General features: G+C 40.2%; 10 protein-coding genes. 8 read left to right on the top strand and 2 right to left on the bottom strand.

The features are described from left to right. Positions 1–49: 49 nt before the first annotated feature. Complete coding sequence (locus FHW89_RS18095; protein ID WP_172336450.1) at positions 50–1450, bottom strand: APC family permease; 1401 nt, start codon at positions 1448–1450, stop codon at positions 50–52. Positions 1451–1845: 395 nt separating this feature from the next. Continuing rightward, positions 1846–3600, bottom strand: a complete 1755-nt coding sequence (locus FHW89_RS18090) for a lysophospholipid acyltransferase family protein (protein WP_172336449.1) — start codon at positions 3598–3600, stop codon at positions 1846–1848. A gap of 80 nt (positions 3601–3680) precedes the next feature. On the opposite strand from FHW89_RS18090, the gene FHW89_RS18085 reads away from it, so the two are divergent. The 8 genes from FHW89_RS18085 (at position 3681) to hpf (ending at position 14191) form a co-directional block, all read left to right on the top strand. After that, positions 3681–4547: a helix-hairpin-helix domain-containing protein gene (locus tag FHW89_RS18085; RefSeq protein ID WP_172336448.1), complete on the top strand. Its 867-nt coding sequence runs from the start codon at positions 3681–3683 to the stop codon at positions 4545–4547. After that, positions 4544–5071 (top strand): adenine phosphoribosyltransferase, encoded by a 528-nt coding sequence (locus tag FHW89_RS18080; protein WP_172336447.1) that lies wholly within the window; start codon positions 4544–4546, stop codon positions 5069–5071. Before FHW89_RS18085 ends, FHW89_RS18080 begins: the two co-directional genes overlap by 4 nt. Before the next feature lie 573 nt (positions 5072–5644). Then, positions 5645–6820, top strand: coding sequence for an acyl-CoA dehydrogenase (locus FHW89_RS18075; protein WP_172336446.1), 1176 nt, complete (start codon positions 5645–5647; stop codon positions 6818–6820). Positions 6821–7775: 955 nt separating this feature from the next. Continuing rightward, a complete protein-coding gene (locus FHW89_RS18070) occupies positions 7776–10961 on the top strand; it encodes a SusC/RagA family TonB-linked outer membrane protein (RefSeq protein WP_172336445.1) in 3186 nt (1061 codons plus the stop codon). Between the two features lie 20 nt (positions 10962–10981). Next, entirely contained in the window at positions 10982–12475 is a 1494-nt protein-coding gene (locus FHW89_RS18065) for a SusD/RagB family nutrient-binding outer membrane lipoprotein (RefSeq protein WP_172336444.1), read from the top strand. Between the two features lie 165 nt (positions 12476–12640). Then, entirely contained in the window at positions 12641–12832 is a 192-nt protein-coding gene (gene rpsU / locus FHW89_RS18060) for a 30S ribosomal protein S21 (RefSeq protein WP_166090118.1), read from the top strand. Between the two features lie 85 nt (positions 12833–12917). Then, complete coding sequence (locus FHW89_RS18055) at positions 12918–13829, top strand: tyrosine-type recombinase/integrase (RefSeq protein ID WP_172336443.1); 912 nt, start codon at positions 12918–12920, stop codon at positions 13827–13829. A 14-nt stretch (positions 13830–13843) separates the two neighbouring features. Then, the gene (gene hpf / locus FHW89_RS18050) at positions 13844–14191 is read left to right on the top strand and encodes a ribosome hibernation-promoting factor, HPF/YfiA family (RefSeq protein WP_090473142.1); all 348 of its coding nucleotides are present in this window, start codon (positions 13844–13846) and stop codon (positions 14189–14191) included. Positions 14192–14310: the final 119 nt, after the last annotated feature.

Here is a 14310-nt window from a genome sequence, read left to right as displayed (position 1 = left end):
ACGTCAGACTTACGAAGTTTTCAAAACTTCGTAAGTCTTTTTTATGCCCTTATACCCTCTTCTTAAAATACCAATAAAAAGGTGCGCCGCTTAAAATGAGCAGCAAGCCCAGTATGGATGCCAGCGGCTGCGTAATAATAGTATTGATGGTGAGCGCGATACAAAATAAGATAATAATGACGGGTATTACCGGGTAACCGATTACTTTTGATTTGATCACGCCCTTGATCTTCATCCTGATCAAACCCCAGGTGGCCAGCGCGAAAAACGCATAGGAGGCAAAAATAACCAGGTTGGTGATCTGATCGAAAGTGCCGCTGCATACCAGGATAATGCTCCAGACAGCCGAATACAGCAGAGCGATATGCGGGGTACTGAATACAGGATGCACCAGGGCTGCCTTTTTAAAGAAAACTTTCTCTTGTGCCATCCGGAAATAAACCCGGGGATACGAAATGATACAGCCGTTTAAGGCCCCAAAAGTGCAGGTCATGATGAGTATAGCGATAATGATAGTACCTGTTTTACCCATGATGATACCGGCTATTTCGGCCGCGGCTATTTTATTACTGCCCAGTAGTGCCAGCTGCGATACGGGCAAAACTTTCATGTAAGCGTAATTGAGCAATACATACAAGGTCATGGCGATGCCTACACCGCCAACAATGGCCAGTGGGATGTTGCGTTTGGGGTTTTTGATTTCGCCGGTTACAAAAGTGATGTTGGCCCATCCGTCATAAGCCCATAGCGCGCTGAGCATGGCGCCAAACAAACCGCTATATAAGGAGGCGCCATGTGGTGCTTCAACTGCTTCAGTGCCTTTTGCAACAACCGGATGGCCGCTATATAGGAATCCCGCGATAATGAGCAGCAGTATACCCAGTATTTTTGCTGAGGTTACGATGTTGTTTAAAACCCCGGCTTTATTTACCCCCTTGTAATTTACCCAGGTGAGGGCTATAATAGTAAGTACCGCCAGCATTTTAATGCCCGAGTCGGCAAAGGGAAAAATAGAATCGCCAACACCCATATTTTTAAAAGACGATAAAAACTCGGGTAAAGGCAAAAGCGTGTTAACAGATTGCGCGAATACAAAGGATAACGCCGCTACAGCACCACTGCCAACAATAGTAAAGATGGTCCAGCCAAATAGGAAGGCTATGAAATCACCGTAGATCAATCGCAGGTATTCATATACGCCGCCGGTTTGCGTGGTCATGGTAGCCAGGCCCGCATAGGTAAAAGCGCCAAACATGGTAATAACACCCCCAATGATCCAGGCCATCAAAATATACGTTTCGCTATGCAAAGCCTGCGACATGGGCACGATCTTCTTGAACACCCCCGAGCCGATCATAATACCGGCTACCAATAAAATTCCGGTGGGCAGGCTTAGCACCTGTTTCAGTTGGGCGGTTTCGGCGTGATCGCCGGTTGGCTTGTCATTCATGTTGCGGGGTTAAGGTTGTTTACCGCAATATATTCAATTTCAAACAAAAAAACCGAAGCAAGGGTTGGCCCACCCAAATTGGTATCCAGACAAATATTTCGTATCTTTATATCAGCAAACAGCCCGGCCCTCTTAAAAAGGAGAGCCGGGCTGTTTGGCTAAATAACAAAAAAAGCGAAAAAACAACCGGTTGGTATGCAGTTATTTGACAATCAATAAACTAATACTTTTTAAAGTTTTAAAACCCATCAAAAATTTGTTAAAAAGTGTTAAAATGGCGTTAAAACTTTGTTAAAATGACCAAAAAGCAAGTGTTTTTACCCCGTTTTTATCTAAAAAAGTGTTAAAATTTGAGGTTTAAAAAGTTTTTTGGATCATAAAACGGCATTTGTTAGCTACAGATTTTTGCCCAGTTTTTCCAAAATATCCTGGGGTACTTTTTCCAGGTCGAGCACCAGGAAACCATCCAGGCAATCGGCAAATTTGGGGTCGATGTTAAAACTGATGATCTTGGCATTAAGCGCGATATATTGGCGCAACAGTACCGGCACCTTCATATTACGGGTTTCTACCTCCGATATCAGGTTATCGAGCCCTTTGAAGGTATCCTCGCCGGCCATCAGCAGATCGGTATCTATTTTGGCAAAATCAACCTTGAATTTTTTGCGCGGTTTTACATACTGCGCCATTTCATGGTCAAAGTGGTTACGGTTGATATAATCAACAATAAGCGACTTGGAGAACTTAGAGAATGAGTTACTTATACTTACCGGCCCGATAAGGTAACGGTATCTGGGGTTATCGATCAGAAATTTCAGAATGCCTTTCCACAGTAAAAACAATGGAAGCGGTTTAGTCTGATACTCCTTGCGGATCCAGGAACGACCTAGTTCCAGGCTCTTACGTAACACAGGGGTAAACTGAGTTTTAAGTTTGAATAGCTCAGTAATGTAAAATCCATTTTTACCAACGCTGTAAAATATCTCGTCGCCCAAACCTATACGGTAGGCGCCTACAATCATTTTGGCATCAACATCCCAAATAAACAGGTGGTTGTAATAAATGTCATATTCATCCAGGTCGATGGCTTTGTTGGTGCCTTCGCCCACTTCCCTGAAGGTAATTTCGCGCAGGCGGCCTATCTCCCGTATAACATTGGGAATAGTTGACGTGGGTACAATAAATACCTCGTAGTTCTTTTCGGCCCATATCCTGTAGTTCTCTCGCAGTGGCTCTATCTCCTTCTCCAATATGGTCGAATCGATTTCTGGAGCCACAGCCTCGGGCAGGCGTTTTATTTTGAACAGGTTACGCGGGCTAAATAACTTTTTTTCTTCCTCCAGACCAGTGCCAAGGGCATAGGTACGGGCGCGCAAAAAGTTAAGGAGTTTGGCGCTGTTGTTATGATCGGGTATGTCCTCTATATTAATGGGTTTGCCAATGCGCAGTTTAATGGTGTGACCGTGCTTGTTAAACAGTTCAGAAGGTAATTTGGCCGTACGCAGGGCAGGGTGTATCAAACTCAGCAAATTGAACAACAAGCCATTATTGCCGTGGAAATAAATGGGCACAACAGGCACTTTCGCCTTAGCTATTATTTTACCCACAACCGGATGCCAAAGGCGATCTGTTACCTGTTTTTGTTCCACCTTAAAGGTTGATACTTCGCCTGCCGGGAAAATGCCGATAGGTGTGCCATTATTTAAAAGCTCCAGGGTGTTTTTTAAGCCACTAATGCTGGAGGAGTGTTCCACATTTTCAAAAGGATTAACGGCTATAAAATAATCACTTAGGTTGGGAATCTTTTTAAGGAGGAAATTAGCCATCAGCTTAGCATCAGGCCTAACCATACATAATATTTTTAGGAGAACCATACCTTCAATACCACCATAAGGATGATTGGCTATGGCAACAAAAGCCCCCGTCTTGGGTATGTTTCGTAATTCACGTTCGTCAAATTCAATATCAATTCCGCAACCCTCTAAAATAGCATCAACAAACTCGGGGCCTTCTTTAGGTTGGGCTTGTGCAAAAAGCTCGTTAACCTGGTTGATTTTCATGAGCTCCATCAATAAAGCGGCCAGGCCCGGCATTTTCAACTTATCCAGTTTGGTGGCTTTGGCAAACTCTTCGGTGGTTATTACTTTCATTTTTATAAAAAGGGGGTGTTTTATTTAACTTATAAATATCCTGAAAATTTATTTATTTTAACAATCGATAAACGCTGTAAATGAAGCCGTATTTTAAAAACTACCTGTCTGTAACCAAAAAAGAATGGAACGGAATGGTAGTAGTTATTATTTTAATGGCATTGATTTTAGCAGCGCCCTATGTTTATCAGGCAATCCGCAAAGATAATATAATAAATTTTAATGAATTTGATAAAGCGGTTGCATTGCTAAGTAAGGGTAAAAGAGTAAGTACAGAGAATAAATCATGGGAAGGTGAATCGAAGACGGCCACCGCGGTAATGTTTGCCTTTAACCCGAATGAGTTAACAGATGCCGGGTGGCAGAAACTGGGCTTAAGCGAACGGCAGGTCAAAGTGATCAAAAATTATGAGGAAAAAGGCGGGCGCTTTTATACCAAGGATGATGTTAAAAAGATCTATTCCATTACCGATGCCGATTATCAGCGCCTGGAGCCATACATCAATATACCGGATACTTATCATCGCACGGAAAAGGCTGCACCGGGCGAAGTGATTGAGGTGAATAGCGCCGACTCTGCAAAATTAACCCGTATAAGAGGAATAGGGCCAGCGTTTGCTATGCGCATTATCAGGTATCGGGAGCGTGTGGGTGGCTTTTATAATAAAGAACAATTAAAAGAAGTATTTGGCATTGATGAAGCTAAATACGCCGAAATAAAAGGCGGCGTCGGTGTTGATAACAAACATATCACTAAAATAAATGTAAATACGGCCAGTTTTGATCAGCTCAGGCGGTTCCCGTATTTGAGCTACAAACAGGCCAATGCCATATTAGAATATCACAATCAGCATGGTGATTATGAATCAGTTGATGATATGAAAAATATTGCCATACTTGATGATGGAATTTTGCGTAAAATTGAGCCATATTTAACTTTCAAATGATAACCCAGCAAATAAAATCTGCCATTCGTGATATTCCAGATTTTCCGAAACCCGGAATTGTTTTTAAAGATATAACCCCTATACTCAAAGATCCTGTTTTATGCGATAGCATTATTAATGCCTTTGTTGAACAATTGCAAGGAAAACAAATAGATGTAATAGCCGGGATTGAAAGCCGGGGCTTTTTATTCGGACTAACATTGGCCACTAAGCTGGGAGTCCCTTTTGTACCCATACGTAAGGCCGGTAAACTACCTTTTACCATCAAACAAAAAGCCTACAAACTGGAGTACGGTACTGCCATTATTGAATGCCATATCGATGCTTTTGAGCCCGGGCAACATGTGCTGATCCACGACGATCTGCTGGCAACAGGTGGTACGGTAGCCGCCGCGAGTGAACTGATCAAAGAAATGGGTTGTGAAATAGCCGGTTTTTCTTTTGTGGTTGAGTTGGGCTTTTTAGAGGGCCGTAAACGAATAACCCCCATCAGTGATACCCTGGTAGTATTGGCAGAATATTGAGGGTAACCGCTGCACAGGGTAATCACTTCTTCGCGTTAAGGATTGAAACGAATACCGGCCAGTGATTAATGCCTGCGCGGTATGAGTGTAAAGCCTGGCCGCAGGCAACGCCCTTACATGATTTTATACACATTCATAAACATACCCCATTTTGTTACAGAAGTGGGTTTACATGGTTTACACTTTTTATGGTTTGCATTGATTTAAATACTTGATAATCAATGGATATATTTGAATATGTAGTGAAAAAGTGTAAACCATGATTTGTCCTATTTTAAGCCCCCTCAAAGGCTTCTGCGATATACCCGAAGAGACTTTTTGATTTCGATATTGGAAATTCGGAATTCATTATTCGATATTAATCCTCTTTTCTTCTGATTCTATCAGTAAAAGCAATAATTTGTTAAATTCTGAAAAATAATTTCCGCCTTTCTTTTTGCCCCAAAAATAACCCTATTTGAACTAAACCTATAATTTATACCAGATACCAAATTGTACTTCTTTTCGGCCCTCGTCAAGGTCAAACTATCTTGATAATTAATCCGTTACTTTGCTAATAACCAATTATAAAACATGGATTCTTTATTAACAGACAGCCCGGTAGGGTTTGATTTTTCTATTAGCGATAACCAGCGAATGGTGGGTGAGATGGCAAGGGATTTTGCCGAAAAAAATATCAGGCCATTTGTGGCCGAATGGGACGAGGCACAGCATTTTCCGCTTGAGTTATTTAAACAAATGGGCGAACTGGGTATGATGGGGGTTGTAGTGCCAGAACAATACGGCGGCTCTGGCTTTGGCTATGCCGAATATGTAACCGTTATATCGGAAATTGCAAGGGTATGTGGGTCGATAGGCCTGTCGCTGGCTGCACATAACTCTTTATGCACCGGTCATATACTGACTTTTGGTAATGAAGAGCAAAAACTCAAATGGTTGCCCAAGCTGGCCAGCGCCGAATGGTTGGGTGCCTGGGGCCTTACCGAAGCAAACACCGGATCTGACGCGATGGGTATGGCAACTACCGCGATATTAGATGGTGATCATTACATAGTAAATGGTTCAAAAAACTTTATAACCCACGGCAAATCGGGTAATGTGGCCGTAGTAATGGTGCGGACAGGAGAAAAGGGCGACTCAAAAGGTATCTCGGCTCTGGTTATAGAAAAAGGCACGCCAGGTTTTACCCATGGCAAAAAGGAAAACAAAATGGGTATGCGCGCTTCGGAAACTACGGAGCTCATATTTGATAATTGCCGAGTACCTAAAGAGAACTTGTTGGGCAAAGAGGGTGAAGGCTTTAAACAGGCCATGACTATATTAGATGGCGGACGTATTTCTATAGCTGCCTTATCGTTGGGTATTGCTAAAGGAGCGTTTGATGCGGCGGTGGCTTATTCCAAAGAGCGTAAACAGTTTGGGCAGGCTATCAGTAACTTCCAGGGAATAGCTTTCAAACTGGCTGATATGGCTACCGAAATAGAAGCAGCTGAACTTTTAGTGATGCAGGCTGCTGATTTGAAAACCAGGCACCTGCCGGTAACCAAACAATCGGCCATGGCTAAGTATTATGCATCGGAGGTAGCGGTGCGTACGGCTAATGAAGCTGTACAGATATTTGGTGGATATGGTTATATCAAGGATTTTCCGGTCGAAAAATACTATCGAGATGCCAAATTGTGTACCATAGGCGAGGGCACGTCAGAAATACAGAAGATCGTGATTAGCAGGGAAGTGCTGAAAGGATAACTATAGAATTTACCCATGCTTTTTACGTTGCTTTAAATGTCTGTTTGTCAGTAAGTTGTAGTTTGTCATGCTTGCTGACAAATTGACAATATTTACATTTGGATGACTAATCCGAACGGAATTTATATAATTCCCGGATATAGTTTAACAGGATAATGAAAAACCGACACTTATTAAAAAGCGGAGGGGGTAAATTGCAAAACCAATTTTCCGCTTTTTAATTTTTAGGGGTTTTAGATACTCTGTCAGGTTTATTCATCTTAAATACCTGTGTTTTTTAATAAATTGAGATTTATTACTGCTGAAAATCAGTTTTTTATTATCGCTTATTAAAAAATAGCCTTAAAATTTAATAATTCAACCTTTTTTCGATTCATTTAAAAATTTTAGCAAAATCAGGAAATACACAATTTTTTGATAAAAATAACTTTTTGGCGATGGCATGTTTTTAGTCGCAACCGATGCAGAAAGAATTAAATATTAATCAAAAAATTAAAGTTATGTTAGTTGTATTAGAAGTTGTTGCCTTTTTAGCTGTTATTATATTACCATTGATCCCAGCAAAAAAAGTAGCCAAATAATTAACGGTAGTATTCCGCTAAAACAAGAAAAGGATGGGAACCCCCATCCTTTTCTTGTTTTAAATTTACGGTGCTGGGGTAGTGAGTTGTTATTTTAATAACTGTAATACAGATATTTATAAAAAGCAAAGGGAGAAAATACCTCGCGTATTTTCTCCCTTTTTAATTAACTAAATTAACTGTCTTATTAATAACTGAACGTGTCAGTAATGCATCTTTAACGAGAGAAAAATAAATTTGTTTTAGTGGTTTTGAAAAAAAATGACTGTTTTAGTTAAAAATTTGTTTGTAAGAGAAATGTTACAATCTTTGCTTGCTTTTCATTCATAGCTGTCAGTAGATTTACCGCCTTAACTATTAACTAATTTTTTTCTATGGAAAAAAGACTACTCCTCGTTTTGTGCGGTATCTTATTGGCTGTAACACAGCTTTTTGCGCAAAGCCAAACCATTACTGGTACGGTAACGGCTAAAGAAGATGGGTTACCCTTGCCTGGTGTAACCGTAAAAGTAAAAGGAACAACTACCGGTACCCAAACCGGTATCAACGGTAAGTTCTCCTTAAATGCCCCTCCAAATGCAATTTTATCATTTAGTTTTATTGGTTATACTACCCTGGATGTTCCTGTAGGTGGAAAAAGCCAGCTAAATGTAGTTTTAGTAGCATCGAGCAAAGGCTTAAATGAAGTGATTGTTACCGCCTTAGGTATTTCACGTGAGCAAAAATCATTAGGTTATGCTGCTCAGGCGGTTAAAGGTGATGATTTAACGGTTACCAAGCAATCAGACTTAAACACGGCCCTTGCCGGTAAAATTGCCGGTGTGCAGGTATTGGGCGGTTCTGGTGCCAAATTCGGAACATCTACCATTCGTATCCGTGGTGTTAACGCTTTACAAGGGGGTAACCCAATTTATGTAGTAAATGGTGTTATTACTGACCCTAATGGAGTAAACAATGATGATATTGAATCATTAACGGTTTTAAAAGGCCCTGCGGCTACAGCCTTGTATGGCCAGCGTGCATCTGAAGGTGCTGTTGTTATTCAACTTAAAAAAGGTGTTGATAAAGGTATTGGTATATCATTTAACCAATCAACTACTTTTGAAAAAGTTTACCAACTGCCTAACTATCAAAATGAATATGGTGGCGGTACCAGTATCAAGTGGAATACTTATACTTATGATCCAGGATCATCTCCAGCATCTAATGCTAACTTTAACGGCGTAAAATACTACGATTATGGTGTTGATGAAAGCTGGGGCCCTAAAATGGATGGTACTTTATATGCACCCTGGTATTTCTGGGATCCATCAAACCCGGGTTATGGTAAATTAGTTCCATTTGTACCTCAGCCAAACAACGTACGTGATTTTTACAGAACAGGTGTTACTTATAACACCAATGCCGCGTTTTCAAAAGCAGCCGACAATTATAATTTCCGCGTATCATACACCAATATTGATCGTACAGGTATTACACCAAACAGTGATCAAAAACGTAACAACGTAAGTTTGAATGGTGAGTTAAAGCTTACTAAGAAATTAACGGTAAGTGCAAATGTTAACTTCTCACAAATCAATTCAAGCAATATACCTGATGAAGGTTACGGAACTCAAACTGCTGGTTCATTCAGCCAATGGTTTCACCGGGATGTTGACATGAGCAAGCTAAAAAATTACCGTCGTGCAGATGGTACTTTTACTTCATGGAATATTACCAGTCCGGACGATCTTACACCTCACTATTGGGATAATCCTTATACAGAGGTATATGAAAATACTTCTAAATCAAATAGCAACCGTGTATACGGCAATTTAACAGCTACTTATCAATTCACAAAAGACTTATCGGTGTCATTGATCGCAAGAGAAGATCTTTTGAATCGTGATGATAATAACAGGACCGCTTCGGGAACACTGAATCTTGATCAATACACTCAAAACCAGTATACCTATAAAGAAAATAACTATGTAGGAAATGTGACTTACAATCACCTATTTGGTGATCTGTCTGTAAAAGCGGGTGTATATGCCGAAAGTCGCCAGGATCGTTATTTGTTTACTGGTGGTAACACCAACGGTGGTTTGGCAATACCTGATCTTTACACTTTAGGTAACTCTTCAAACGCTCCAACAGCAATTAGTTTTAATGGACTAAGTAGGGTAAATAGTTATTACGGATATACTTCATTTGGATATAAGAATTTCTTATACCTTGATTTTAATGCACGTAATGATAGGTCGTCAACATTGCCTGTAAACAATAACTCATACTGGTATGGCGGTCTTTCAACTTCATTTGTATTTACGGAGTTAATGCCGAAGAATGATATATTTACTTTTGGTAAATTAAGACTATCAGCTGCCAAGTTAGGTTCTGATGCAGGGCTATATCAAATTTATCAAACATACAATTTAGGTACAAACCCTTACGGAACGTCGCCTACACAAACAGTGCCTAACGCTTTACCAAATGCAAATTTAAAACCAGCTCTTTCTACCTCTTATGAAGTAGGTACAGAGTTGCATTTTATTCAAGACCGGATCAAGTTTGATTTTAACTACTATACACGTACACAAAAAGATCAAATATTATCATTACCTATTAACGGAACCTCTGGTTACTCATCGGCCGTAGTGAATGCAGGTTCGATCAGAAATAATGGTATTGAGATCTCCCTTGGCGGCACCCCTGTTAAATCAAAGGACTTTATCTGGAATGTTGATTTTAACATCGCGTTTAACCGTAACAAAATTTTATCACTATACCCTGGCACAAACACCTTACCGGTTGCTCCTGATAACAAGCCCACTTATGACTCATCTGGTGGCAATAATCCAGCTGGCGCAACGGGTTTTGGTTTTGTTGGTTCTCCAAGCTTTGGTGTTAATGGTGTTGTTGGCGGCTCATACGGCCAGATCATTGGCTCAGGCTTTATACGTGATGCACATGGTAATATAGTAGTTGATGCGAATGGTATGCCAACATGGAGCAGTACAGTTAATTTAGGTAGCATGCTGCCAAGTTATACCGGTGGTTTTACAAACTCCTTTAATTATAAAGGATTTACCCTGGCTTTCTCTCTTGATTTTCAAAAGGGTGGCAAATTTGTATCAGTTACACAACAGAACCTAAATGGTTCGGGTCTTGGTGCTGAAACTGTTGGCAATAACGCCAAAGGTAACCCAGTGCGTAATGCTGTAGCTGATGGTGGTGGTACTTTGGTAGCAGGTGTTCATGCAGACGGAACGCCAAACACTACCTATGTTGAAACACGTTCATTATACGAGCAGGTATATAGCCAGATATGGGAAAAATGGACTTATGATGCTTCTTATGTGAAACTAAGAGAAGTTAGCATTGGTTACACATTCTCTAAAAAGATGCTGGGTAAAACTCCATTCCAATCCGCTTATTTTGGTATAACCTCACAAAATCCATGGATGATCTATTCCAAAGTTAAAGGTGTTGATCCATCACAACTGCAAACATCCTTTTATGAAGGTGGGCAGTTACCCAACACAAGAAACTTAGGTTTTAACCTTAAATTAACTTTCTAATAAGATAAGATCAAAAAATCATGAAAAGACTATTCAATATAAGTAAATATATTATTGGGGCTGGTGTAATTATCCTGGCTTCATGTAAAGTGGGGGGCGATGTAAACGTCAGTCCCAATCAATCGCCAAATGTTCAAACGGGTTATATGTTAACCAACGCCATACAGTTTTTAGGCGGTATTAACGGTGCTGGTGCCACAACCAATATCAACTCCTTTTGCGGTGAGTTGTATTCGCAGTATATGTCAGAAACGTTTTATACTAACGAATCATTGTTTGCATTAAAACAATATGACTATGCAACGTATTATACCGGCCCTTTACAGGATTTAAAAACTATTATTGCTACTAATACCGATCCGTCAAAAAAAGGATTGTCAGCAACAACTAAATTTGGTTCTAATAATAATCAGATAGCTTCTGCCCGTATCCTTACCGCTTTTATTTATCTGACTATAACTGATAGATGGGGGGATATCCCGTATTCACAGGCTTTAAGTGGAATATCTAATGTTACTCCGGCGTTTGATGCGCAAAAGGATATATATACTGCTTTGATGAAGGAGTTGGATGAAGCTCAAAATCAATTTGACGGTGGTGCTGCACTAACCGGCGATATCTTATTTAATGGTGATAATACCAAATGGAAACACTGGGCAAATTCTTTACACGCTATTATGGCCTTAAGGCTTTCAAAAGCTGATCCGACCACAGGAAAAGCAGAATATGCTAAAGCTGTAACCGGGGGGTTAATGACCTCAAATGATGATAATGCAGCTTACGCTTATCTGGGTGCTTCAACAAATGAAAACCCATATTATACCAACTACCGTAACGGTCGTTATGATTATGCGGTAAGCAGTTTATTGGTAAATACACTTAGCGGTCTTAATGATCCAAGATTACCGGTTTACGCAGCGCCAACGGTGTCTAACACGTATGCCGGCTTGCCTTACGGTACATTTGGTGATGCATTGGGCGCCTATAGTAAAGGTACCCGTACTAAACCAGGTAACATATCATTGATTGGGCTGGCGGTTTCTAACCAGAGTTCACCAACCGTATGGACATCATATGCGCAAGTATTATTTACCCAGGCCGAGGCTGCTCATTTAGGCTGGATATCTGGTGGGGATGGTTCAGCAGCTGATTTTTATAATCAAGGGGTGCTGGCCTCATTAGATCAAAATGGTGTAGCTACAACTGATGCTAATACTTATGTGGCACAAACGGCTGTGAAGTTCTCTGCAAGTACCGCTTTAGAGCAGATCCACTTACAAAAATGGATAGCAGGCTTTTTAGGCGATGGTTGGGAATCATGGGCCGAGTACCGCAGAACAGGTTTGCCAAAATTACTTGACCCTGTACCGGGTTCATTAAGCCCGGGTCAGAATATTCCGCGCAGGCAGCAATATCCTCAAACGGAGATTAATCAAAATCAGACCAATTACAACGCTGTAGTGGCACGTCAGGGAGCTGATGTTATGAACACCAGGATGTACTGGGATAAATAGCTTAAACTCTATTAAAAACAACAAACAAGGGCTGCCATTGGCAGCCCTTGTTTGTTACAAACCATAAGTGCAACAGAGGAGTGATAAAAAAATAGGCGTCCTGTTTGATTTTCAAATAATTGTGCTTACCTTTGACCCTCCTTGAAAGGAGGTATTTTAGGAATTATGATCATTATCAACGTAAAAGAAGGCGAATCATTAGACAAAGCATTGAAACGCTTCAAAAAGAAATTTGAGAAAACAGGTGTGTTGAGAGAACTTCGCAGCCGTCAGGCATTCGAGAAAAAATCTGTAACTCGTCGTCATGTTGTTAAACATGCAATCTACAAGCAAGGTATGAATCAAGAAACTGTTTAATTCTTGTAAAAGAATTTTTCAAATTTCTTAACACTATATTAAAACTATTTGTACATTCAATCTCTGGATGTTCAAATAGTTTTTTATGTTTTTAGAGCGTTTTATCCGATATATTCAGTTCGAAAAGCGATACTCTCCGCACACAGTATCCGCTTATCGATCAGACCTGGATCAGTTCATGCGCTTTTTGAACAATGCGGGGGAAACCGGTACTGTTTCCGAATTAATTGTTACCCATCCTAATCAGGTAAGCTATCAGGACATCCGTAACTGGATGGTTGAGCTTATGGGCCAAAAAATCATAGCCCGCTCTGTAAACCGCAAAATGGCTACGCTGCGTAAGTACTTTAAATTTTTATTGCAGGAAGGCATCATTACCGATAATCCAACATCCAAAATACGGTCGCAAAAAATACCCAAGAACCTTCCGGTAGTTGTTGAGGACGCCCGCTTAATCCAAATGCTGGATGATAACGAAATATTTACAAACGATTTTATAGGCCAGCGGGATAAGCTGGTTGTTGAAATGTTGTTTGGCACCGGTATGCGCCTTGCCGAGCTGCTGGGGCTTAAGGATCAGGATATTAATGATTATGAGGGCACGCTAAAGGTTTTAGGTAAACGAAACAAAGAACGCATTATACCGGTAAATACGGAACTGCGCACTCTGCTGGGTAAATACCTGGAGTTAAAGAAAAATCAAAATTTTGATAACAATTCGCTAACATTAATCGTTACAAATAAAGGCGCAGATGCTTATCCGAAACTAATATATTTAATAGTGAATAAATACCTCTCCAACATATCAACCCAGTATAAAAAGAGCCCTCACGTACTCAGGCATACGTTTGCAACAAGCTTGCTTAATAACGGAGCCGATTTAAATTCAATAAAAGAACTTTTGGGTCATGCCAATTTAAGCGCGACTCAAATTTATACACACAATTCAGTTGAAAGATTAAAGTCTATTTACAAACAAGCCCATCCAAAGGCGTAATTCAAGGAGGAAACATGAAAATTACAGTGCAATCAATTCATTTTACCGCAGACAGGAAATTATTAGATTTTATTCAGAAAAAGGCTGATAAGCTGGATACGTTTTATGATCAGATAATTAGCGGGGAAGTTTATTTAAAACTGGAAAATGTAGAAGATGAGGCAAATAAAATAACAGAGATAAAATTGTTGCTTCCGGGGAACCAGATTTTTGCAAAAGAGAAATGCAAAAGCTTTGAAGAAGCTACCGATCTGGCTATCGAAAGTCTCCGCAAGCAGATAGAAAAGCATAAACAGAAGAAAACCATTGCCGACACCGCAGCCAAAAAGGCTATCCTGATGGCGGCCGAGGACGATTTATAATATAAAAAAGCCCTTTTTTAAGCTAAAATCGACGAGTTTTCCACTCGTCGATTTTTTTTGATAAAAAATTTTGTACGGGTTTAATTTTTTGTAGATTTGCAATCCCTTTCAGAGAGGTG

Source organism: Mucilaginibacter sp. SG564, assembly GCF_013149275.1.
GTDB lineage: Bacteria > Bacteroidota > Bacteroidia > Sphingobacteriales > Sphingobacteriaceae > Mucilaginibacter.
This window is presented reverse-complemented; position numbering and strand designations above follow the sequence as displayed.